21 protein-coding genes are annotated in these 23373 nt (G+C 62.7%); 10 read left to right on the forward strand and 11 right to left on the reverse strand.

What is annotated here, in order from left to right; genetic code table 11:
• The first annotated feature begins 186 nt into the window (after positions 1 to 186).
• Positions 187 to 798: a LysE family translocator gene (locus tag BPNPMPFG_RS00980; protein ID WP_258592824.1), complete on the forward strand. Its 612-nt coding sequence runs from the start codon at positions 187 to 189 to the stop codon at positions 796 to 798.
• Between the two features lie 141 nt (positions 799 to 939).
• Here BPNPMPFG_RS00980 and groL read toward each other — a convergent pair whose 3' ends face one another.
• The 3 genes from groL to BPNPMPFG_RS00995 all read right to left on the reverse strand — a co-directional run bounded on the left by groL (position 940) and on the right by BPNPMPFG_RS00995 (position 3765).
• The gene (groL, locus tag BPNPMPFG_RS00985; RefSeq protein WP_027042159.1) at positions 940 to 2595 is read right to left on the reverse strand and encodes a chaperonin GroEL; all 1656 of its coding nucleotides are present in this window, start codon (positions 2593 to 2595) and stop codon (positions 940 to 942) included.
• A 62-nt stretch (positions 2596 to 2657) separates the two neighbouring features.
• Positions 2658 to 2954: a co-chaperone GroES gene (groES, locus tag BPNPMPFG_RS00990; RefSeq protein ID WP_006203049.1), complete on the reverse strand. Its 297-nt coding sequence runs from the start codon at positions 2952 to 2954 to the stop codon at positions 2658 to 2660.
• Positions 2955 to 3138: 184 nt separating this feature from the next.
• The gene (locus BPNPMPFG_RS00995) at positions 3139 to 3765 is read right to left on the reverse strand and encodes a TetR/AcrR family transcriptional regulator (RefSeq protein ID WP_258592825.1); all 627 of its coding nucleotides are present in this window, start codon (positions 3763 to 3765) and stop codon (positions 3139 to 3141) included.
• Positions 3766 to 3890: 125 nt separating this feature from the next.
• Here BPNPMPFG_RS00995 and BPNPMPFG_RS01000 point away from each other — a divergent pair, with 125 nt between their 5' ends.
• The 4 genes from BPNPMPFG_RS01000 to BPNPMPFG_RS01015 all read left to right on the forward strand — a co-directional run bounded on the left by BPNPMPFG_RS01000 (position 3891) and on the right by BPNPMPFG_RS01015 (position 8088).
• Complete coding sequence (locus BPNPMPFG_RS01000) at positions 3891 to 5075, forward strand: MFS transporter (protein ID WP_258592826.1); 1185 nt, start codon at positions 3891 to 3893, stop codon at positions 5073 to 5075.
• Between the two features lie 9 nt (positions 5076 to 5084).
• On the forward strand, positions 5085 to 6365 hold the full coding sequence (locus BPNPMPFG_RS01005) for a D-arabinono-1,4-lactone oxidase (protein WP_258592827.1): 1281 nt from the start codon (positions 5085 to 5087) through the stop codon (positions 6363 to 6365).
• Positions 6362 to 7507, forward strand: a complete 1146-nt coding sequence (locus tag BPNPMPFG_RS01010; RefSeq protein WP_258592828.1) for an alanine racemase — start codon at positions 6362 to 6364, stop codon at positions 7505 to 7507. The genes BPNPMPFG_RS01005 and BPNPMPFG_RS01010 overlap by 4 nt, the downstream gene beginning before the upstream one ends.
• Before the next feature lie 266 nt (positions 7508 to 7773).
• A complete protein-coding gene (locus BPNPMPFG_RS01015; protein WP_258592829.1) occupies positions 7774 to 8088 on the forward strand; it encodes an antibiotic biosynthesis monooxygenase family protein in 315 nt (104 codons plus the stop codon).
• Positions 8089 to 8148: 60 nt separating this feature from the next.
• On the opposite strand, the gene BPNPMPFG_RS01020 is transcribed toward BPNPMPFG_RS01015, so the two are convergent.
• Entirely contained in the window at positions 8149 to 8982 is an 834-nt protein-coding gene (locus tag BPNPMPFG_RS01020) for an AraC family transcriptional regulator (protein WP_258592830.1), read from the reverse strand.
• Between the two features lie 127 nt (positions 8983 to 9109).
• A complete protein-coding gene (locus BPNPMPFG_RS01025) occupies positions 9110 to 10189 on the reverse strand; it encodes an aminopeptidase (protein WP_258592831.1) in 1080 nt (359 codons plus the stop codon).
• A 207-nt stretch (positions 10190 to 10396) separates the two neighbouring features.
• Here BPNPMPFG_RS01025 and BPNPMPFG_RS01030 point away from each other — a divergent pair, with 207 nt between their 5' ends.
• A complete protein-coding gene (locus BPNPMPFG_RS01030; protein WP_258592832.1) occupies positions 10397 to 10627 on the forward strand; it encodes a hypothetical protein in 231 nt (76 codons plus the stop codon).
• Positions 10628 to 10750: 123 nt separating this feature from the next.
• On the opposite strand, the gene BPNPMPFG_RS01035 is transcribed toward BPNPMPFG_RS01030, so the two are convergent.
• Genes BPNPMPFG_RS01035 through BPNPMPFG_RS01060 form a run of 6 tightly spaced genes read right to left on the reverse strand, consistent with a single transcriptional unit; the run spans position 10751 to position 16549 of the window.
• A complete protein-coding gene (locus BPNPMPFG_RS01035; protein WP_258592833.1) occupies positions 10751 to 11686 on the reverse strand; it encodes a phosphatidate cytidylyltransferase in 936 nt (311 codons plus the stop codon).
• Positions 11686 to 12348, reverse strand: coding sequence for a lysophospholipid acyltransferase family protein (locus tag BPNPMPFG_RS01040; protein ID WP_258592834.1), 663 nt, complete (start codon positions 12346 to 12348; stop codon positions 11686 to 11688). Before BPNPMPFG_RS01040 ends, BPNPMPFG_RS01035 begins: the two co-directional genes overlap by 1 nt.
• Positions 12345 to 12788, reverse strand: coding sequence for a hypothetical protein (locus tag BPNPMPFG_RS01045; RefSeq protein WP_258592835.1), 444 nt, complete (start codon positions 12786 to 12788; stop codon positions 12345 to 12347). The genes BPNPMPFG_RS01040 and BPNPMPFG_RS01045 overlap by 4 nt, the downstream gene beginning before the upstream one ends.
• A complete protein-coding gene (locus BPNPMPFG_RS01050) occupies positions 12785 to 14110 on the reverse strand; it encodes a phosphatase PAP2/dual specificity phosphatase family protein (protein ID WP_258597029.1) in 1326 nt (441 codons plus the stop codon). Before BPNPMPFG_RS01050 ends, BPNPMPFG_RS01045 begins: the two co-directional genes overlap by 4 nt.
• 5 nt (positions 14111 to 14115) lie before the next feature.
• Positions 14116 to 15900 carry a bifunctional alpha/beta hydrolase/class I SAM-dependent methyltransferase gene (locus BPNPMPFG_RS01055; RefSeq protein WP_413776894.1) on the reverse strand — a complete coding sequence of 595 codons (1785 nt, stop codon included), beginning with the start codon at positions 15898 to 15900 and terminating at the stop codon, positions 14116 to 14118.
• Between the two features lie 40 nt (positions 15901 to 15940).
• Positions 15941 to 16549 (reverse strand): CDP-alcohol phosphatidyltransferase family protein, encoded by a 609-nt coding sequence (locus BPNPMPFG_RS01060; RefSeq protein WP_258592837.1) that lies wholly within the window; start codon positions 16547 to 16549, stop codon positions 15941 to 15943.
• Positions 16550 to 16770: 221 nt separating this feature from the next.
• Between BPNPMPFG_RS01060 and BPNPMPFG_RS01065 the strand changes: the two genes are divergently transcribed.
• From BPNPMPFG_RS01065 to BPNPMPFG_RS01080, 4 genes are all read left to right on the forward strand, one after another.
• A complete protein-coding gene (locus BPNPMPFG_RS01065) occupies positions 16771 to 17250 on the forward strand; it encodes a MarR family winged helix-turn-helix transcriptional regulator (protein WP_258592838.1) in 480 nt (159 codons plus the stop codon).
• Positions 17247 to 18428: an HlyD family secretion protein gene (locus BPNPMPFG_RS01070; protein WP_258592839.1), complete on the forward strand. Its 1182-nt coding sequence runs from the start codon at positions 17247 to 17249 to the stop codon at positions 18426 to 18428. The genes BPNPMPFG_RS01065 and BPNPMPFG_RS01070 overlap by 4 nt, the downstream gene beginning before the upstream one ends.
• Positions 18429 to 18738: 310 nt before the next feature.
• Positions 18739 to 20271, forward strand: a complete 1533-nt coding sequence (locus tag BPNPMPFG_RS01075) for a DHA2 family efflux MFS transporter permease subunit (RefSeq protein WP_258592840.1) — start codon at positions 18739 to 18741, stop codon at positions 20269 to 20271.
• 173 nt (positions 20272 to 20444) lie between these two features.
• A complete protein-coding gene (locus tag BPNPMPFG_RS01080) occupies positions 20445 to 23351 on the forward strand; it encodes an EAL domain-containing protein (protein ID WP_258592841.1) in 2907 nt (968 codons plus the stop codon).
• The last annotated feature ends 22 nt before the right edge of the window (positions 23352 to 23373 follow it).

Consider the following 23373-nt stretch of genomic DNA (forward strand, 5'->3'; position numbering starts at 1 on the left):
GATGTCTCCGGTCCAAACAGTGGGGAGGGGGCAGGGGTGGGGGTATATCGTAGAGTGGAAGCCTCGGGCTTTCTATCTACGATTGCCCTGCCCACGAGGAGGGAAATTACGCCAATCGCCCCAGCTTGTGCGCCGGCCCACAGCTCGTTACCTTCCTCGCAGGGCAGGGCGCCGGAGGAAACCATCGTGAGCATCGAATTTCTGTTGACGTCGCTGATCGTCGTGGCTTCGCCCGGCACCGGCGTTCTCTATACGCTGAGCGCCGGCCTTTCGCGCGGCGCGCGCGCTAGCATCATTGCCGCCTTCGGCTGCACGCTCGGCATCATCCCGCATATGGCGGCCGCCATCACCGGCCTCGCGGCGCTGCTGCACACCAGCGCGCTTGCCTTCGAGACGCTGAAATATCTGGGCGTCGCCTATCTGCTCTACATGGCCTGGAACACGCTGAAGGAGAAGGGTGGCCTGAGCGTCGAGCAGGATGTGACGCCGCGCTCGGCCGGCAAGGTGATTGCCACCGGCATCCTCGTCAACGTGCTCAATCCGAAACTGTCGATCTTCTTCTTCGCCTTCCTGCCGCAATTCGTCAGCACCACCGAACCCAATGCACTGTCGAAGATGCTGGAGCTGAGCTCCGTCTTCATGCTTTTGACCTTCGTGGTTTTCGTCGGCTACGGCGTCTTCGCCGCCTCGATCCGCAACCATGTCGTGTCGCGACCAAAAGTGCTGACCTGGATGCGCCGCACCTTCGCCGGCGCCTTTGTCATGCTCGGCGCAAAACTGGCGTTGGCGGACCGGTAGTTTTCCAACGAAAAAGGGCGGCATCTCTGCCGCCCTTTCCCTAAGCTTAGCCAGATTGGCTGGATTAGAAGTCCATGCCGCCTCTCAAGCCCGCTTGCGGGCTTGAGCAATGTCAGTTCATGGGCGTGCTTTATGGACTTCTTAGAAGTCCATGCCGCCCATGCCGCCCATGCCGCCGCCGCCCATGCCGCCAGGCATGCCGCCGCCAGCCGACTCCTTCTTCGGAGCCTCCGCGATCATGGCTTCGGTGGTGACGAGCAGGCCGGCGACCGAAGCCGCGTCCTGGAGAGCCGTACGAACGACCTTGACCGGATCGACGATACCCATGGCGATCATGTCGCCATATTCGCCGGTCTGGGCGTTGTAGCCGAAGGTCGCGCCCTTGTTCTCAAGGATCTTGCCGGCAACGATCGATGCTTCCGCACCGGCGTTGGCCGCGATCTGGCGGGCCGGAGCCTGCAGCGCACGACGAACGATGTTGATGCCAGCAGCCTGGTCGGCATTGGCGCCGGTGGCCTTGATGTTGGCCGAAGCGCGCAACAGGGCGACGCCGCCGCCTGCAACGATGCCTTCTTCGACGGCCGCGCGGGTCGCGTTGAGGGCGTCATCGACGCGGTCCTTCTTTTCCTTGACTTCGACTTCCGTCGCACCGCCGACGCGGATCACCGCAACGCCGCCGGCAAGCTTGGCCAGACGTTCCTGCAGCTTCTCCTTGTCGTAGTCCGAGGTGGTCTCCTCGATCTGCTGCTTGATCTGGGCGACGCGGCCCTGGATCTCGGCCTTCTTGCCGGCGCCGTCGACGATGGTGGTGTTCTCCTTGGAGATCGACACCTTCTTGGCGCGGCCGAGCATGTTGAGGCCGACGTTCTCGAGCTTGATGCCGAGGTCTTCCGAGATGACCTGGCCACCGGTGAGGATGGCGATGTCTTCCAGCATGGCCTTGCGGCGATCACCGAAGCCCGGCGCCTTGACAGCGGCGATCTTCAGGCCGCCACGCAGCTTGTTGACGACGAGCGTGGCCAGGGCCTCGCCTTCGACGTCTTCCGAGATGATCAGCAACGGCTTCGAGGTCTGCACGACGGCTTCGAGAACCGGCAGCATGGCCTGGAGGTTGGAGAGCTTCTTCTCGTGCAGGAGGATGTAGACGTCCTCGAGCTCGGCAACCATCTTGTCGGCGTTGGTGACGAAGTAGGGCGAGAGGTAGCCGCGGTCGAACTGCATGCCTTCGACGACTTCGAGTTCGGTCTCGGCGGTCTTGGCTTCCTCAACCGTGATGACGCCTTCGTTGCCGACCTTCTGCATCGCTTCCGCGATCATCTTGCCGACCGACTCGTCGCCATTGGCCGAGATCGTGCCGACCTGGGCAACTTCCTCGGAGGTCTTGATCTTCTTGGCAGCCTTGCCGAGCGCCGCGACGACTTCGGTCACGGCCAGATCGATGCCGCGCTTCAGGTCCATCGGGTTCATGCCGGCGGCAACCGCCTTGTGGCCTTCCTGGACGATCGACTGCGCCAGAACGGTCGCGGTCGTGGTGCCGTCGCCGGCGATGTCGTTGGTCTTCGAAGCAACTTCGCGGACCATCTGCGCGCCCATGTTCTCGAACTTGTCTTCAAGCTCGATTTCCTTGGCGACGGTGACGCCGTCCTTGGTGATGCGCGGGGCGCCGAACGACTTGTCGATGACGACGTTGCGGCCCTTGGGGCCGAGCGTGACCTTCACCGCGTCGGCGAGGATGTTGACGCCGCGCAGCATACGCTCGCGGGCATCACGGGAGAATTTTACGTCTTTGGCAGCCATTTTTAGCTCCTGGCAAGGGCTTCGATTGAGCCCGGGAATTCAGTTGACGGAAAGGCCTGATATCAGCCGATGATGCCCATGATGTCGGATTCCTTCATGATCAGAAGGTCTTCGCCATTGAGCTTGACTTCGGTGCCCGACCACTTGCCGAACAGGATACGGTCGCCAGCCTTGACGTCCAGCGGGACGAGCTTGCCGGCTTCGTCACGAGCGCCGGAGCCGACAGCGATGATCTCGCCTTCCTGCGGCTTTTCCTTTGCCGTATCCGGGATGATGATCCCGCCGGCGGTCTTGGATTCGGATTCGACCCGGCGAACGACCACGCGGTCATGAAGCGGGCGGAACTTCGACTTTGCCATTTTTTCTTCCTCGATGAGAACGGTGAGAACAGTTCCTCCGTCCGGCGGCGCCGGACATATGGTTAGCACTCACCGTTGGCGAGTGCTAACGTGGCGCTGAAATAGGCCGCCGACCGGCGAGAGTCAAGGCGCGACACGCCGCCGAAGCGCGCGAAATTCGCATTCGGCGATGTCGCCGCGACGGCTAGAGAAAGAGCCGCAGCTGGGTGTGGATGATCGACCGGTAATCCTCGATGGTCTGGCGACTTTCCGTTTTGCCCTCGGCAAGCGCCAGGCGCACCACACCACCGGCCAGCTGGAAGATCAGGACAACCATGCGTTCGAACTGCTCGCGCTTCTCGGGTTCGAGCAGGGGGCTGACATGGTCGCAGAACATCTTGGCCTGATGCCGGGTTTCGGCGATGTCGAGATTCTTGAGCGCCTTGTCGGCCTGGATGGCGTTCTGCAGATCCTGGATGGCCGGATCGCTGGCGACACGACTGTGATAGTCGTCAAGCAGCCGGTCGGCAGCCGTGATCACATCCTTGGCCTCGCTTATGTCGGTGATGATCGCTGTCAATCGTGCACGACTGACCTCGGAAAACCGCTCGTAGAGCATCGCCAGGATCGCCGATTTGTTGGGGAAGTAATGATAGACGGTGGCGATCGGCCCGCCCGCCAGCATGCCGACTTCCTTCATGGTGACGGCGTCGATGCCCTTTTCGCCGATCAGCCGCATGGTTGTCGACAGGATCGCGTCAATGCGCTCGCGGCTGCGCTCCTGCTTGGGCTTGCGCCTTAGCCTTGTCACCGTTCGTCTTGCTTCCGTCATGCACCGATCTTCCGCGACACCTCGGGCTCCATGGTTGACAAAGCAATATGATCAAGTATCAGTTTTGTAAATGCTGACAGGTTGTCAGCTTTTTTCGGTGTGGCAAGGGACGTTGGGAGGCAGCTTTGGCATCTGGTGACGTGCATACCGGAAGCGGCGACTGGCTGGTCGGCAATCCGACCGGCGGACAGCTTGCCTCGGCCCTGTGGGTCGGTTCGGTTGGTCTGCTCATCCTCGGCCTGCAGCCTGTGCTGCTCGGCGCCCTGTACACCGAGGGCCATGTCAGCGGCGATGAACTGGCGCTGGTCGCCACCGCCGAGATGATCGCCATTGCGATCGGTTCGGCTGTCGTGGCGATGCTGCTTTCGGCCCACAACATGCGCTGGAAAAGTGCTGTCCTCCTGCTCCTGCTGGCGCTGGCGAATGTGTGGACGGCCCATGCTTTGACCGCAAACACGCTGATCGCCGCCCGCGCCCTGGCCGGGCTCGCCGAGGGCGGCCTAGTGGCGGTCGCCACCGAACTCATCGCTCGCTCCCGACGCGCCGAGCGCATCGGCGGCTATTTCGTCACCATGCAGACGCTGGCGCAATGCGCGCTTGCCCTGCTGCTGGCGCTCTATGTCATCCCGGCCGCAGGGTCGGCAGGCGGCTTCATCGTTCTCGCCGTCGTCTGCTTTGTCTCGCTGGCGGTGGCCTTCATTGTCCCCGCTGACTACGCCGATCTGCCGAAGGAAGAGAATCTGGCCAATGTGCTGACGGTGCCGTCGATCACCGCGCTGCTGTCGGTCTTCTGCTACTTCATGTTCTTCGGCGCGGTCTGGGCCTTTCTGGAGCCGCTTGGCGCGCAATACGGCATCGATGGCCGCACCGTCGGCCTGATCGTCTCGGCCAGCCTCGCGGTTCAGGTCCTTGGCGCGATGACGGCGACAGTGTTCGAGGCGCGCATCGACTACCGCCTTGCCATCGCCGCGATCGGTGTGGTCGCGCTTGTCAGCTCCCTGGTCCTCGCCAGCGGACCGGGTCTCGCGACATTCTGGGCCGCCGCTCTGGTCATGGGCTTCATCCTGTTGTTCATCGTGCCCTACCAGATCCGCCTGGCGATCACCGCCGACGAGACGCGCACCGCCGTGCTGCTGGTGCCGGCGGCGCAGCTTTTTGGTCTGGCGATCGGGCCGATCGCGGCGTCGCTGCTCATCGACGGCAAGGATTTTCGTCCGGTGCCGGAATTCGCCGCCGCCAGCGCTGTTGCCAGCGTCGCGCTGCTCGGCCTGTTTGTCCTCGTGGCGCGGCGTCGCCGCGCCGTTGCCTGAGGAGGCAACATGTCGAACAGCTGGAGCAACTGGTCGGGCTTTGTCACGGCCGAACCGCGGCTGATTGCCAGTCCCACTGACGTCGGCGAACTCAGTGATCTCGTTCGTGGCGCACCCGGCCCGGTTCGCGTCGTCGGCGCCGGCCACTCCTTCACGCCGCTGGCGAAGTCCGAGGGTACGATCCTGTCCCTGGAGAGACTGGAAGGGCTGGTCTCGCACGACGCCGAAAGACATCAGGCACGTGTGCGGGCAGGGACCCGGCTCGGCTCTCTTATGCACATCCTGCAAGGCATCGGCCAGGGCCTGCCCAACATGGGCGACATCGACCGCCAGGCGATCGGCGGCGCGCTCGGCACCGCCACGCATGGCTCGGGACCGGCGCTGGGCGCCTACCACACGCAACTGGAAACGGTGCGGATTGTCGACGGGCTCGGCGAGATCCGCGACTTCACCAGGGCAGGGGACCAGGAGGCGATCCACGCCATCGGCGTCGCGCTCGGCGCCTTCGGCGTGATGACGGAGGTGACGCTGAACAACATTGCGACCTATCGGCTGCGCCGCCGCAAATGGGTGCTGCCGATCGCCGACATGCTGCGCGATTTCGAAACGATGATGGCCGCGCACCGCTCGGCCGAATTCTACTACATTCCGTTTTCCGGCTACGCGCAGTTCATCGCCAGCGACTTGAGCGACGCAGCGCCCACCGCACGACCGCCGGAGGAAGACGAGGCGGGGCTGAGAACGTTGCGCTGGTTGCGCACCGGGCTCGCCTGGCTGCCGTCGCTCCGCCGCCGGCTGATCCGCGACGCCGTCGCGAAAGTGCCGTCCGAGGACTATGTGCAGGATTGGCTCAACGTCTATGCCAGCGACCGGCAGACCAAGTTCAACGAGATGGAATATCATCTGCCGTTCGAGGAAGGGCCGAAGGCATTGGCCGAAATCATCGAACTGACCGAGAAGCGCTTTCCCGACGTCTATTTCCCGATGGAAGTGCGCTCGGTCGCAGCGGACCAGTTCTGGCTTTCGCCATTTTACAACAGGCCGACCTGCTCGATCGCCATCCACCACGATGCGGCGAGCGATCCGTTGCCGTTCATGCAAGCGGCCGAGCCGATCTTCCGTAGATATGGCGGCCGGCCGCATTGGGGCAAGATGCACAGCCTGAAGGCGGCGGAGCTGAAAAAGCTCTACCCGCGCTGGGACGACGCGATGGCGGTGCGCCGCGACATCGATCCGCAGAACCGCTTCATCTCGCCCTACATGGCCGGCCTGTTCGGCGTCGAACGATGAGCGCCTATTTCGGCACGCTTTCTGATGCGCTGAAGGACGCCGGCATCTTCCAGCCCTGCCTGCTGCTCGATCTTGACCGGCTGGACCGCAACATCGCGCTGGTGAAAGAGAGGCTTGATCCCGGCCTTGCCGTGCGGCTGGTCGATAAGTCGCTCGCCTGCCTGCCGCTGCTGTCGCACATCGGCAAAGCGCTGGGCACGATCAGCTTCATGACTTTTCATCCGCCGATCAGCGAGGCGGTGCTGAAAGCGTTTCCAGATGCCGATCTGCTGTACGGCAAGCCGATGCCTGTCGGTGCGGCAAGAGCTGCGCTTTCCGAACGCGAAGCGGCTTGGTCTCGCGTCTGCTGGCTGATCGATACCCAAGAGAGGCTGGCGGATTATGGCGCGCTCGCTGACGAACTCGGCATCGAGCTGCGCATCGCCTTTGAGATCGATGTCGGGCTGCATCGCGGCGGCTTTGCCAGCCCGGAGGCCTTGTCGAAAGCACTAAGTATTTTGCCGGCTCATAAACGGTTGCATTGCGAAGGCGTCATGGCCTACGAGGCGCATGCGCCGCACATTCCCAGCCTGTTCGGCGGGCCGGCCAAGGCACTAGTGAAAGCCTCGCAACAGGCCACCGCCTTCGTTGCCTGCCTCGGCCCCGACCAGCGCCGTATCCTCAATATCGGCGGCAGCAAGACAGCACTCCTTCATCATGGCAGCGCCGCCAACGAGGTGTCGATGAGCTCGGCCTTCGTGCTGCCCAGCGATTTCGATACGCCCGGCCTCGAAGGTTTCCAGCCGGCGGCCTTCATCGCGACGCCGATCCTGAAGGTGGTCGAGCCGATGCTGCCCGGCCCGCTGGCCGTCACCCGCCTGCTGCGGGCGCTCGGCCGGTTTCCGCGCAAGGGCTGCTATCTCTATGGCGGCAAATGGATGGCCGAGCCGGTCTTTCCCCAAGGCATGAAGACGAACGGCCTGCTCGGCCTGTCCTCGAACCAGCAATTCATGGGCCTGCCGGCCGATGCGACCGCAAAGCCCGGCGACTACGCCTTCCTGCGCCCGACACAGAGCGAGGCCGTGCTGCAGCAGTTCGGGTCGATCGCGGTGTTTTCCGGCGGAAAGATCGCCGATCGCTGGCCGGTGCTGCCGATGGCGTGACCGACGGTTCAGCCGCCGTTGGGCATCGGTGCGTGATGAACGGCGATTGTTGGCGATCCCGAGCAATGCTATGGAACGAAGGTCGAAAAGGACCTTGGAGCGGCAAACGGTAAGCCCGCTTCCTTCCACCGAGTGGAAGCTCCGTTCTCATCCAACATGGGAACCCACGGCAAGCCCGGGGCGTGCTTTACGCCCGGCTTGGCGTTCGGGGTTTTCGCTGATCGGCGTTCCTTCGTGCGCCAGGCGCTCACCGAAGGAGAAGAAAAATGCCCATCATTCGTGCTAACACCGGCGTCATCACCCAGATCAACGTCTTCACGGTGCCCGAGGGCGGCCAGCAGGCGTTGATCGACCTGCTACGGGAGGCGGCGATGAGTTGCCGTGGCATTCCCGGCTGGATGTCCGCCAGCCTGCACCGAAGTCTCGATGGCACGCGTGTCGCCAACTACGCGCAGGCGCAGGATCAGGCCGCCATGCGGCGTGTCTTTGAGCATCTGCAAGCGCACGACTTTCTTGAGCGGAACAAGACGCTAGGGCTGGCTCATCCCGGCCTCTATGAGGTCGCTCTCACCGTGGAGTAAGCCCCTGCGGTCGCACTCGGCGGGCTGGGCTCCCTTAGGGAGCTCAGCCCGTTTCCCAGCCTAGGCCTTCACCGGTATCCAGATCTCCAGCCCGCCATTGCCGCTGCGCGGATCGAACTCTGGGCCATAGCGCTCGAATTCGGGAGCATCCGCGATCTCGTGGCCGGAGGCCGGCAGCCATTTGTTCCAGATGGTGTTGACCGTGCGCCGGATGGTCGAGATGTGTTCGCGGTGGGCAAAGACCGCATATTTCTGCGCCGGCACGCGCACCCGGCTGAGCTCCTTTGGCAGGTCCGAAAAATCCGACACTTCGACGCCGGCGATGTAGTCGAAATTGCCGGAATCGTCACCGTTGACGCAGACGCCATAGGCGACGTCGCCCGTCTCGCCAGGGATGTTGCCGATATAGGGGCCAAAGCGTTGCCACTGCATCGGAATGGCGGCGCTGGTTTCGCAGCTGTAGCGTTCGCCGAGGCCGGCGATCAGGAATGGCCGGCTGGTCTCGAAGCGCGGCGGTTCGAGGCTGGCAAGAAGTGACTGGTCCATCAGGATCGGCTCCACGAGGTCGAGGTTTTTGAGCGTGCCTTGCGCGCGTACCAGCTCCGGTGTGGTGCCGAACTGGTCGCGGAAGGCACGGGTGAAAGCCTCATGCGAATTGTAGCCGGCGTCGAGCGCGAGCGAGAGGATGTCGGGTGCCCCCCCAGCCAGCTTGCGCGCCGCCTCGGTCAGCCGGCGTGAGCGCATGTAGCCCATCACCGAGCGGCCGGTGGCGGCGCCGAAGGCCCGTGTCACATGAAAGCGCGACACGCCACTGCTTTGGGCGACATCGTCGAGCGAGACCGCCTCCGGCAGATGGCTCTCGACGAACCACAGCGCTTTTTCGGTCGGGTTCATGGGGCTCCTTCCCGCATTGGCCGGCGCATCTTGCCGTTTCTGCACGCGGCGAGTTTGATCGAAATTGCGCCGAGCGCAAAATCGGAATGAAGGTTATTGGCGCGACCGGCTGTCCTGCTTGTCGAAGTCAATGACACGTAGCCGCGGTCTTCAGCGCCTGGGCACGGGAAGTCGCGGGCAAATCCCCGATCCGGCGAACGGAAGCATAGAACCTGGGATAATCGCCGGAACACAAATCGAACAAGCGAAGAAACGCCGGAACCTGTTCGCCGTAGACGGCAGTCGCGGCGAGCTTTGCGTTGTTGATCTGGCTACCGAACCAGGCGTCGTATCCGCGGTATCCGACCCATCGCTTGTCGCGCATTTGCCTGTAGCGCGTCCGCAGCCTGTCGATTGCGGCTGCCTTGGCGGCGGCCATCTGCTCCGCATTGCCCGAACTTTCATAGACCTGCCTCAACTCGTCCCGGGTTTTCGACACCAGTCCGAGAAAATCCGCCTTGCGCCTGCGATCGAGTTCGTAGCGGCGCAATCCGGCGCGATTGCCGGTGGCACGGAGCCATTTCCTCACGCCGCTGGTCTCGACCGCAACCGCGAAAGCCTCGTTGAATGCGGAGTCGCCATTCACGTAGATTTTCTGATGCGCCAGTTCGTGGAAAATAAGGCTGGCGAGATACGTGTCGTCCTGACGAAGCATGGTGCTCAGCAGCGGGTCGCTGAACCAGCCCAATGTGGAATATGCGGTGATGCCGGTGACATAAACATCCAGCCCCTGTCCATGAAGCTCGGCGGCAGTTTCAGTTGCGGATTTCCGGGAAAAGTAACCCCGGTAAGGAACGCAGCCGAAGACTGGAAAACACCATGTTCGTGGCGTCAGCGAGAATTGCGGCGCGGCAAACACAGCCCAGGTCACGTCGTCCCGACGGATGTCGACATAGCTTCGATAGCTGCTGTTATCGGGCAGTGCCAGTTCATCTGTCGCAAACCGGCGTATAGCGTTCGCCGACGTCAACCTGGCGCGCAATGCCTCGGGCGTCGAAGGATCGTGAATGAGTTTTCCAACATTTTCGCGCGCGGCCATGATCTGCACATGACCCTCCATCGATTGCGCGTAGTAAGAAATGCTCGTGCAGCCGGTCGCCAAGGCCGCCATGATCACCGCGGCAAACATGCGAAGAACGCGTTTCACGGTTTGCCCCCCCTTGCTCATTTGCTCATGCGGCAAATGTCCCGATCCCCGCTCTCAAACAGGCGCACCAATTTTCGTCAAGGTCTGCAGGGCAGCGGGCCGGACTTTCGACTTCGGCAGGGTCTGCAATGCGGCCATTCGCCTGCGACGGACGGAAATCCACCGCGCTATCGGCGGAGCCGCGAATCTGTGTTAAGCCGCCGGTCAACCAAGCAAAGGACGACACCTGTGAGCGAACCGACCGTGGCCGAGGCGACCGAAAGCATCTATGCCTCGCTGCGGGCGGACAATGCCGACATCGACGCGCATATCGCGACGCTCAAGGCGGCGCTGACACGAGAAGGGATGAAACAGGCGGTGTTCGATCCGACCAAGTTGGCGCAGAACAACCGCTCGGGCCGCAAGCTGATGCAGGCTTATTTTCGGCAGCGCGGCGTGAGCGTGAGGTTTTCGGACTAGTTGAGGCTGCAGAAGCTCCCACGGGCCGGATAGGACGTCGGCGTCGACGCTTCGGTCCGTGAGCATCGGAAGCGCAGAAAACGCCGCTAGATGGCCGCCGGAGTAGAGTTTCCAAACAGGCTCTCAGACCGTCCAGAAATAGCGCACGATGTGAAAGAACACCGGGGCGGCGAAGACCAGGCTGTCGGTGCGGTCCATCATGCCGCCATGGCCTTCGATCAGATGGCCCCAGTCCTTGACGCCCTGGTCGCGCTTGATGGCCGAGGCGACCAGCCCACCCAGAAAACCCATCGAGCAGGCGACGAAGGCCACGGCCGCCGCCTGCAGCGGCGAGAAGGGCGTCACGAACGACAGCAGCGCGCCGAGCAGGCTCGCCGACACCAGTCCGCCGATCAAGCCTTCCCAGGTTTTCGACGGCGAGACGTTCGGCGAAAAACGGTGTTTTCCAAACAGCTTGCCGAAGATGTATTGCAGCACGTCGCTGCCTTGCACGACGATGATCAGGAAGGCGATCAGCAACAGGGTGCGGCCCTCGAAGCCTGGCACGTTGAGTGTCAGCAGCGCCGGAACGTGACTGACGCAATAGACCGAGATCATCACCGCCCATTGCTGCGCGGCGATCCGCTCGAGAAAGCGCTCGGTGTCGCCATGCAGCGCGGTGATCGCCGGCATCAGCAGGAAGCAGTAGACCGGAATGAAGATGACGAAGAGCCCATACCAGGCGGTCCACACCAGCCAGTATTGAAACGGTATGATGATGCCGAACATGCCGAGCAGCACCCAATGGTCGCTGCGGCTTGTGTGCGTCAGGGTCACGAATTCGCGCAGCGCCGCGAAGGAAATCAGTGCGAACAGGATGGTCATGCCGTAGCGGCCGAAGAAGAAGGCGACCGTCATCAGCGCCACCATCACCCACCAGGCATTGATGCGCTGGGTGAGATTGACCAGCGTTGAGCTGAGCGGCTTCGGTGCCCGCGCGGAAAGGATGGCGGCGACGATGCTGGCGGTGGTCAGCACCGCCAGCAGGCCGATGATCAGAATGGAGATGTCGTGACGCATCAATCGTCTCGCTCGGGGCGCGGGTTGAGCGCCAGAAGCGTGGCGTGGGCGCGTTGGAGAAAGACGCGGCGATCTTCGCCAGGGGCCACCGCCACCGGCGCGCCAAAGACAACACGGCACAGCAGCGGCACCGGCAGGAATTGGCCCTTGGGCAACACGCGCGACATGTTCTCGATCCAGCACGGGATCAGCTCGACCTCCGGCCGCGCCATCGACAGATTGTAGAGCCCTGAGCGGAAGGCCAGCAGCGGCTCCTCGGTCATGTTGCGCGTGCCCTCGGGAAACAGGATCAGCGAATGGCCCTGGTCGAGAACCGACAGCATGATCTCGATCGGGTTTTCTTCAGGTTTCGTCCAGTGCCGGTTGATGAGCACCGACGACAGCATGTCCTCGGCGATGAAGCGGCGCAGCCGCGACTTTCCCCAATATTCGCCGGCCGCGACCGCGTGGGTGATCGCCCGCTCACTCTCGCTCAGGCAGGCCGACAGCAGGATGAAGTCGCCATGGCTGGTGTGATTGGCGAAATAGATGCGCTGCCGGTCGGACGGCAGGCTGCCATTCCAGATCGGACGCACCCCGGTCACCGCCCAGGCCAGCGCCGAGAGGCTGACGGAGGTTGCCGTTTGCAGCAAGGTGAAGGTCGTGAGCGAAAGTTTGTTCATCGCGGCGCCCAAAATCCAGCCGCCAGAAGTGCCGCGGCAAAGAGGGCCAGGGCGGCGCGCTGCTTGAAGAGTAAGCGATGGGTGCCGGCCATGCGGTCATCGAGCGGGCGTGTCGTTGGCTGGAGAGGCTTCAGGCTCATGCGCGCCAGTACCTCATCCACCGCGGCACCACCGGCAGCCTCGTCATCGTGGCTGGCCATCAGCCGGAACAACAGCGCGTCGAACACCAGAAGCGCCGACAGCGCCAGCACGGCAACCGCGCTCGCGGCGGCGACCGACAGGGCGACGGCCGCAGGCGAGGTCTCGAAGGCGCCGCGCGCTGAGGCAGCCAAGGGCGCTAGAATAGTGGCGGCCACCACAAAAGCGGCCGGCCATGTGGCCTGCCGCATCAGCATACGGGCGAAGCCCTCGGCGCGTTCCTGATAGGCATTGTCCGTCATGACGTCGCCCGCTCCGGGACCTCGTCAAGATGGATAGGCCGGCCGGTGGCCATCAGCATCTCGCGCGCAAGGGCCAGCGTCCTGGCTCTGCCAGTCGCCACCAGCCATTCGGCGACAACGCCAGCGCTGCGCTGGAAACCGAGCGCACAGCAGACCAGCACCGTGCCGTCGCGGCGCGCGCTCTCCAGCGCGCTCGCTGCCTGCTCAAGTAGCGTCACTGGCGGCGGCAACAGATCGATCATCGGAAAGCTGATCCAGCGGCAATCCGCTCCCGCCGGTCGTTCAAGTTCGGCGGCGAGGTCGATGACCGTGCCGACGCCGTTGGCCTCGCTTGCCGAGGGAAAGCGGCCGAGAAAAACGCCGTCACCGACGGCTACGAACGGCGGCAGCTTGTGCGTCCATATCGCGGCATTGACCCGGGCGCCCAGCCGGTAGGGACAAAGCAGGACGCGGCTTGCCAGCGACACATGGCCTTCCGCGCTCTTCTGGAACAGCTTTGCACCGGCCCCGGCATAGGCGAGGGCAACGATGGCCAGCGCCAGCGCCGGCCAGAGCAGGATAAGTGCTGTGGCGGACAACAAGGCGCCGGGCGCGGCACCGGCCAGCGCAAGGATGGCGCCCAGCGCATAGAACAGCGCCAGCCGGCGCGCTTTCGCATCGCTGGTCAGGCAGGCGCCTGAAAACGGCAACGCGCCAGTGCGCGGAAACAGCCACAGGGCGAAAAACCCGAGCAGCACGCCGGTCGGGATGTCGATGAAATGATGCTGCCAGGTCGTCAGCACCGAGGCGCCGATCAGGAAGCACCAGCCATGCCAGAGCGGCAGGAGAAGCCCACCAAGCCGGTGGCGCCAGTGGTCCCAGATGATCACCAAAAGGGCGATGTGCAGCGAGGGCGCCTGGTTGAACGGCTTGTCGAAACCGCCAAGCACGGCAAACAGGAAGCCCGGCAGGCCGGTCGTTGCAGGCCGCACGAATGTCGCGGTTAGCGGGAACAGGATGAAGCAGGCGACAGCGACGATCTGCGCGGTGAGATAACGCCCGGCCAGGCGGTCGACGCCTTGCATGCTGTCGTTGAGCAGCAGCGACAGTCCGTAGAACAGATTGATCGACCAGTAGGGCACGATGGTCCAGGCGAGGAAGGGGATGCTGTGTTCCCAGGAGAACACGATGCTGCCGACATCGCCATGACGCGAGGCCAGCCAGTTGGCGAAGCCGTAGCTGAGGTAGAAGAACGGCGCCAGGAAGGCCAGCCAAAGGGCTGCCCTGACGACCACCCGGCCATAGGGTTCCGCGCGCAGCGTGGATGCAGGCGATGACACCATCCTGGTCAGCAGCGCCTTGCGACCGAGACGGTGAAGATGCCCCATTGGTCGATGCGCTGATCCAGCTTCTCGAAACCGGCGGCTTCGACGAGCTGGTCCATCTCGCCTTGCGTGCGCCGGCGCATCACCCAGGCCTGGCCGCCGCGATGCGAGGTCAGGCTGCGGGCGATCATCTCGAGCTGCGGATGCCAGGGCTGGTTGGTGTAGAGCAACAGGCTGCCCGGCTGCATGGCGCGGGCCAATCCGCCGAGCGAGCGGGTGATCATCGCATTGTCGGAGAACAGTTCGTAGAGGCCGGAAACGATGGCGAGGTCGGGCGCCGGATCGGCGGCGGCGAGCATGTCGGCATCGAAAGCGTCCGCACGCTGGAACGAGACGCTCGCCGGCAGTTGCCGCTCGGCGATCAGCTTGCGGCCAAGCTGGAGGTTGAGGTCGGAATAATCCTGCAGGCGCACGCTCGCCGGCTGCTCGGGGCTTTTCACGATGGCATCGAGAACATAGCGGCCGTGGCCGGCGGCGATGTCGAGAATGTGCGCCGGCCGCCCAGTGGCGTTGAGCGTCGCCACGCAAGAGCCGATCAGCTCTTCGAGATGCAGCTTGCGCTGGCGGATGCCGCGCCACCCGATGGCTTCCAGGAAGAAGCGGTCGACGACGCGGCCAACAGGTGTAAGACCCCGCGCGTCGTTCTCGTAGACGTAATCCAGCGTCGAGCCTGAATCGAAGCCGGTGGTGATGCCGGCCTTCATGCCCGACGAGACCCAGGCGCCCATGCGGATGGAGGCACGGCTGAATGCCCAGTAAAGGCCCTTGGGCGACAGCAAATCGAGCGGCGAGGCAAGCCTGTCGGCCTCGTCGCGCGTGTAGCCGGCAATGTCCGCCTGCTTCAGGTCGACCGGCGCGTCCGGCGAGGCGAACTGCTTTGCCAGGAACGGCCGGATCAGGTCGAGGGCAATTGCCCGGTCGCGCTCGCCCAGCGTGTCATGGAAGAAACCCGGCAACACATGGCGTTCCTTGGCGCGGCTGCCGAGATTGACGAAGAATTCGTGCTGCGGGCCATGGCGCACCACCCAGTCGCTCCCCGAAAGCAGAAGCTGCGTCGGCACGGTGATGGCGCGGGCATCCGCAACGATGCGTGCCGCGTGCTGGTAGAGTTCGACCAGGATGTTGGAGGCGATTGGCCGCGTGATCAGCGGATCGCTCTCGAAGGAGGCGATGCGCACGGGATCATGGGTCAGGAATTTCGCCTTGACGTAGGAATTGACGAAGAAGCGCCCCTTGATCTTCTGCCAGAGCGCGATGCCTTCCTTCGCGAAGGGCACGTAGAGCTTGACCGAAAAGGCCGGTGAGGCCAGCACCATGGCACGCAGCTTCGGCGCATAGTCGTGCACCCAGGCGGCGGCGAGCACGGCGCCGAAGGATTGCGCGATCAGCGCGATATCCTGCGTGGCGAAGCCATCCCTGGCGGCGATCTCGCGCATGAAGCAGTCGATGTCGCGCACCAGGGCCGCGAAGGAAGGGGCATAGCCGCGCTCGCCGGACGAGCGGCCATTGCCGCGAGCGTCCCAGGCGTAGAAAGCGTGGTCCGGCATCTGCAGTTCGTCGACGAGATGGGCCATGCGGCCGCCATGTTCGTGGCCGCGGTGGAAGAGCACCACCGCACCCTTGGCAGCGGCGGAAGCCGCCGGCCAGAATCGGTAGAAGATCTCCGTCCCGTCATGGCTGCGGAAGACACGCTCTTGCGCTTGCCGCTCAAGGCTTTGCGCAGCCGCGGCGGCGATCGGTTCGTGCATCATGGTCTTTCCCTCTGGCGGCATTGGCGAGCCTCGATGCTTAGCTGGCGCTGCCAATAAGGCCGGCGCGTATCCGGTTTATGGCGGTCAACAGCGAAAGCGTTGCCATGGCCGGAAACACAAGCGGCGCGATGGATGTCGGCCACAGCCCGGTGGCGCACAGCACGGCGACCACGCCCAGCGCTAGCGCCCTGTCGCTCTTGCCGAACGGCCCGGCATAGTTTCGCCCGATCCTGGCGGCGATGCCGAGCACGCCGGCGAACTCGGTCAGCACGGCTGAGATGGCGAAGGCGACGACGCCCCATGGGCTGAATTCCGGAAAGGCGGCGAACGGCAGGATCAGCGCGAGGTCGGAAACGACGTCGCACAATTCGTTCAGATACATGCCGAGCGTCGAGGCCTGCCCGTGTTCCCGCGCCAGCATGCCGTCCACGGCATTCAGCGCCATGCGCACGAACATCACGACGGGAACGAGCAGCAGAAGCGAGCGCCATTCATGCGGGATGGCGATGGCCGCCCCGGCCGCGATCGACATCACGGCCGCCAGGATGGTTATGCTGTTTGCGGTAACGCCCATTGCCGCCAGCCGATTGACCAGCGGCCGCAGCCGTCCCTGGAAAGCCGGCTTGAGAGCGTAGAGCGTCGGCATTTCATCGATCCCCCGATCTTGATCAGCGGCTGTACATCAATATGTCACACACGACCAGCGTACAGACGCGGCGCACTCTCGGTGCGCGCATCGGACTGGCATAGCCAGTCGTTCACCAATCGCTAACCATGATTGCGCTGCATGGCTGTCATCCACATTTGCCGGCTTCTGCTGCAACGCGACATCTTGAATAGTAAGCACGCTTATTATATATATCGCTCATGGTTTCAGATGGTTTGGACAGATTGGGATTTTTGATCCACGATGTGCAGCGGCTGATGCGCAAGCGGTTCGAAACGCGTGCCAGCGGGCTGGGCCTCTCCTCGGCGCAATGGCGCCTGATGGTGCGTGTCGCCAAGGAGGAGGGCATCACTCAGGCACGGCTGGCCGAACTGCTCGAAATTGAGCCGATCAGCGTCTCGCGCCTTGTTGACCGGATGGAAGAGGGCGGCTGGATCGAACGCCGGTTTGATGCCACCGACCGTCGCGTGCGCATGATTTTTCCGACGGCCAAGGCAAGCGAAGCCTACGCCGAAGTCAAGAGCCTGGCTGGCGAAGTCTATGAGGAATCGCTGGTCGGCGTTTCGCCGGAGGACCGTCGCATCTTGATCAGGGCACTTGATGCGATGGCACAAAATCTCGCGGACGGCGACCCGTCGTCTGACGAAAAGATCAAGAATACAGAGGGTGCAGCAGCATGAACGCGGTAGCCAAGATAGACGAGAAGGTAACCGAGCTGGAAATGGAAGCGCCGGCGCAGCCGGCCGCAGCCCCGGTGGCGGTTGCTCCTCCTGTACAGCCGGCCCCGGCGCCGGTAAAGAAGAAGCGCCGGCTGGGTCGCTCTCTGCTGATGATTGCATTGCCTGCGGCCCTGGCTGTCGGCGGCGGTTACGTATGGGTCACCGGCGGCCGCTACCAGGAGACGGAAAACGCCAACCTGCAGCAGGCCAAGGTGTCGATCGCTTCCGACACGGCCGGCCGCATCGTCCAGGTCGACATTGCCGACAACCAGCTGGTCAAGCGGGGCGACGTGCTGTTTGCCATCGACCCCGAGCCCTACAGGATCGCATTGGCCCAGGCCGACGCGGCGGTTGCGGTTGCACGGGTCGGAATTGAGCAGCTGCGCGCAGCCTACAGCCAGGCGATGGCTCAACAGAAGTCCGACGCCAGCGAGGTCGCCTTCGCCCAGTCGCAATTCGACCGCGCCGCCGACCTCGCCCAGAAGGGCATCAACGCCAAGTCGTCGCTGGATCAGGCCAAGAACGATCTCGACAAGGCCAAGCAGCAGTTGGCCGTTGCCGAGCAAGGCATCATCAGCGCCAGGGCTGCACTTGCCGGCAACCCCGACATCGAGACCGACAAGCACCCGACCGTGATGGCCGCGCTCGCCGCGCGCGACAAGGCGGCCTACAATCTGGCGCAGACCACGGTCAAGGCGCCGGCCGACGGCGTCGTCAGCCAGGCCTCTTCGTTCAAGGTCGGTCAGTATGTCGGTTCCGGCACGCCGCTGTTTTCGCTGGTCGAGACCGGCGACACCTGGATCGAGGCCAATTTCAAGGAAACCCAGCTGACCCATATGACGCCGGGCCAGAAGGCCGAGATCGTGGTCGACACCTATCCGGGGCGCACCTTCGAGGCGACGGTCAAGGCGATCGGTGCCGGCACGGGTGCGGAGTTCTCCTTGCTGCCGGCGCAGAACGCCACCGGCAACTGGGTCAAGGTCACGCAGCGTATTCCGGTGCGCCTGGAGCTGATTGACGCCGACGCCAAGATGGCGCTGCGCACCGGCATGAGCGCGGCCGTCACCGTCGACACCGGCGTTGCCCGCGGGTTTCCCGCGATATTCGGTCACGCCACGGCTGGCGAGGCGGCGAAGTAATCGGCGGAAGCCCGCGGGGAACCAAGCGGGTGGAAGCAAGTAGCAGGGATTGGTCTGATGGGAGGAGTGAGAAGGATCAGCATCTAGGCCGAGCTACATCGCGGCTTGACCGAAATCTGAAATCTTCGACACGGAACCGTCGGTCCTCATGTTTCCGGGCGGCAGGCATCCGCTCATCAGAGACTTTCGGTCGATGTAACCCCCACATCGATAAATCGCGTCCCACCGCGATGAAGGTCTCTCAACGGAAGGCGTTGCCGCCCGGAAACCCGTTGTACACGTTTTCGTTACCTGCTGGAAGTTCTTTGCCATGAGCGCGCCTGAACCCTTCAAAGAAGTGCCGCATCGCGGCCTGATCACGGTCGCGCTCATGCTGGCGACGATCATGCAGGCGCTGGACACGACGATCGCCAACGTCGCGCTGCCGACCATGACCGGCGATCTCGGCGCCTCCCCTGACAACATCAACTGGGTGTTGACCTCCTACATCGTTGCCGCCGCCATCATGACGCCGGTCACCGGCTGGCTCGCCGACCGCTTCGGCCGCAAGGAACTGTTCCTGACGGCGGTGGTCGGCTTCACCGTGTTCTCGATGCTGTGCGGCATCGCCTGGAGCCTGGAGACCATGGTCTTCTTCCGGCTGATGCAAGGCGTGTTCGGCGCCGCGATCGTGCCGCTGTCGCAGACCTTCCTGCTCGACATCAACCCCAGGGAGCGCCACGGCCAGGCGATGGCCATCTGGGGCGCCGGCATCATGCTGGGTCCAATTCTAGGCCCGACCCTCGGCGGCTGGCTGACCGAGAACTTCAACTGGCGCTGGGTGTTCTTCATCAACCTGCCGGTCGGCATCATCGCCTTCCTCGGCATGGCCGCCTATTTGCCGGCCGTTGCCCGGCGCGTGCGCGGTTTCGATTTCTTCGGCTTCGCCATGATATCGCTCGGCGTCGGCGCGCTTCAGCTGCTGCTCGATCGCGGCGGCGAGGTCGACTGGTTTTCCTCGGTCGAGATCTGGGTCGAGCTTGGTCTTTCGCTAACCGGCTTCTGGGTGTTCATCATTCACACGATGACGGCGGAACATCCCTTCATCGACCCCAAGATCTTCCTCGACCGCAATTTCGTGACCGGGCTGGCGTTCATCTTCGTCATGGGTGTGCTCATCCTGGCAAGCATGTCGCTGCTGCCGCCAATGCTGTCGACCATCTTCGGCTATCCGACCGTCACCATCGGCATCGTCATGGGGCCACGCGGCGTCGGCACCATGATTTCGATGCTCGTCGTCGGGCGGCTCATGAGCAAGATCGACGCCAGGATCCTCGTCGTCATCGGCTTTCTCCTGACCGCGCAATCGCTCTACACCATGTCCAGCTTCACGCCGCAGATGGACAACTGGCTGATCATCAGCTCCGGCGTCATCCAGGGGCTGGGAATGGGAATGGTGTTCGTGCCGCTGTCGACCGTGGCCTTCGCCACGCTTGACGTGCGGTTCCGCACCGATGCCACGGCCTTGTTCAGCCTGGTGCGCAATCTTGGCTCGTCCATCGGTGTATCGGTCGTGACGGTTCTGCTGGTGCGCAACACGCAGGTCAATCACACCGAGCTTTCCGCCTTCATCAACCCGTTCAACCCCAATCTGTGGGCGGTCTCTCCGGCCGCCGCGAGCGGCGATCCAATGGCGCTTTCGCAGGTGGACCGCATGGTCAATCTCCAGGCGATGATGATCTCTTACGTCAATGACTTCAAAATTCTGATGGTTATGACGCTGCTTGCCATCCCGTTTGTTTTCCTGCTGCGCAAGCCAAAGCAGGCGCCGGTCGGCGGCGCACCAGCCGCGCATATGGACTAATACTTGTCGCCCTTGAGGTTGTAAGTCTCCATGGCAACCAGCCTGGAGATCATGATCATGCAGCCTGCATTCCCGGTGTTCGATCTCGGCGGTTCGAAACTCCGGCACCGAGGAGAAAAAGGCGCTCGGCGCCGAAGTTCAAGGCGACGACCAATTAGGGCTAGGCGCGGGTCATGTTGCGGCGGTTGTCGGCCGAATTCATCCTGGTATTGAAGAATACTGAGTCCGGAAGATCAAAAGAGGTTCGAGAACAGCCCTTGGCTTCAGGTATCCAGGCTCCATGGCGCCGATTTCGATCCGATTCATCTGTCATTAGTATCTCGGTAACACTATGGGCGGACTTTCCGTCTGCAAGCGATTGGTATTTTTTCCTAGACACCAAATCGGAGGAACTCTGTTTGGTCACGAAATCATCCAGGCTAGCTGCCGAGGAGCCCGAGTCGACCAGTCTGGCCGTACTGGCAAAACTGGCGACGGCTTCCTACGAAACCCTTGAGCACGAGCTTCGGGCTACGATCGTCGAACTCGAAGGGCAGGCGCTCCGATTCAAGACGTTGATAGACAATATCTCGCAAGGCATCTGCTTTTTCGACGCCGATGAACGGCTGATCCTGTCCAACCGCCGCTATGCGGAGATCTACCGCATCGCGCCCGAGCAATTGCAGCCGGGCCTGACACTGGGTGAAATCGTCGAACGCCGCGTCGCTGCCGGGACATCCGCCATGGCTGCCGACGCCTATCTCGCATTGGCCCGGTCGGTCAATTCGAGTACCACTTCAAGGGTCTGGACCGCCAACCTCGCCGACGGCCGGACAATTCAGGTCTGCCATCAACCTATGCCCGACGGCGGCTGGGTTTCCGCCCATGAGGACATTACAGAACTCACTGCGAATCGTCTGATTGCGGACGAGCGCATCTCGCTGCAAACGCTGATCGACTGGGTACCCGGCTATCTGTGGGTCAAGGACACCGAAAGCCGCTTCGTCGTGGTCAACAAGGCCCTTGCGTCCGACAGTGGCCGGGAGAAGACAAGCGACATGATCGGCTTGACCGATTTCGATCTCCATGCCCCCGAACTTGCGCAGAAATTTCGCCTCATCGAGCAAAATGTCCTCAACAGCGGACAACCGATGATCGACGAGGAAGAATTTGTTGTCGATGCTTCGGGCGTCGGCAAGTGGCTCTCGTCGACGAAGGTTCCGCTGCGCAATGTTCAAAATGAGATCTTCGGTCTGGTTGGCATCGCCCACGACATCACTGCCCGCAAGCAAGCCGACGTCCTCCGTAACGGGCAAGCGCAAATCTTGGAAATGATCGCTATGAGCGCTCCGCTCGAGGACGTGCTCGACCGCCTCATGCGCCTCGTGGAATCCCAGCTGACGGGCATATTCGGTTCCGTCTTGCTGCTCGACAAGGACGGCAGTCACTTGCGGCACGGCGCGGCGCCAAGCTTGGTGAAAGACTATACGAACGCCATCGACGGGATCGCCATCGGTCCCAAGGTGGGATCCTGCGGGACCGCCGTCTACAGGCGGGAGCCTGTCATTGTCGCCGACATCATGCGCGATCCGCTGTGGGAGGATTACCGCGAACTGGTGGCGGCCTATGGCTATCGCTCGTGCTGGTCGACCCCGATTCTGTCGCATCAGGGCGCGGTGATGGGTGTCTTTGCGATGTATTCGATGACGGTGCGCGAACCGGCCGAGGCCGAGACCCGGCTGATTGATTTCACGACCCGCATCGCCGGAATCGCAATTGAGCGCAAACTGGCTGAAGATCAGATCCACTTCATGGCCAACCATGATGTGCTTACCGGGCTTCCCAATCGCGCCTTGCTGGAGGACCGGCTTTCTCAAGCGATCTTGTACGCGCAGCGATACGATCGCTGGGTGACGGTGGTGTTCATCGATCTGGACAACTTCAAGCTCGTCAATGACACGCTCGGCCACAATGCCGGAGACGAACTCCTGAAGATTGTCGCCAGCCGTATGGTCGAATGCGTAAGGGCGACCGACACCGTCGTGCGACTTGGTGGCGATGAATTTGTCATCGTGCTGTTCGACCAGCCCACGAATGTCGATCTCATCTCAGAGACTTTGCAAAAGGTCCGCACAGCGATTGCCGAGCCGGTTCATCTTGGAGAGCATCGGCTGAGGGCGACAGCCAGCATCGGAATCGCAAACTATCCCAAGGATGGGGCGCGCCCGGATACGCTCCTGGCCAACGCCGATGCAGCCATGTATCGGGCGAAGGAATTCGGCCGCGACAATTTCCAGTTTTACGCTCCCGAATTCAACTCGAGGGCTCATGAGAAATTCGTGCTTCAGGAGGAATTGCGAAACGCCTTAGCCCGTTCGGAATTCACCCTTCTCTATCAACCGCAAGTCGATCTTCGGTCTGGGCAGGTCTTTGCGGTCGAAGCGTTGATACGCTGGAACCATCCGATACAGGGCGTGGTGGCGCCGATCACGTTCATTCCGACGGCCGAGGAGACAGGTCTGATCGTGCCGATCGGCGACTGGGTTCTGCATGAAGCCTGCCGACAGAACAAGGCCTGGCAGGATGCGGGTCTGCCGCCGATGACGGTCTGTGTGAATGTGTCGGCGCGGCAATTCAGGGAAAGGAACCTAGTCGGCCGTGTCGTCAACGCGCTTAGGGACAGCGGTCTGGAGGCCAGATATCTCGAACTGGAGGTGACCGAAAGCCTTATCATGCAGGATATCGAATTGGCGGTCGCAACGATGAACGAGTTGCAGGGCCTGGGCGTTCAGATCGCGATCGACGATTTCGGAACGGGCTATTCCAGCCTCAGTGCACTCAAGACCTTTCCAGTTGCGCGGCTAAAGATCGATAAGTCTTTCATCAACGACGTCGCCGACGACGAAAACGATCAGGCTGTTGCCAGCGCCGTGATTTCGTTGGGTCAAAAGCTGAATATGAGGGTTATTGCCGAGGGCGTCGAAACCGACGATCAGGTGGCCTTCCTGCTCAAAAACAATTGCGATGAAATGCAGGGCTATCATTTCAGCAAACCGGTCTCCGCGCGGGACATCGAGAATTTGCTCAACCACAAGGATTGACGGATCAGCCATCGGACTCCCG

The sequence above is a fragment of the Mesorhizobium sp. AR07 genome, assembly GCF_024746815.1.
Lineage (GTDB): Bacteria > Pseudomonadota > Alphaproteobacteria > Rhizobiales > Rhizobiaceae > Mesorhizobium.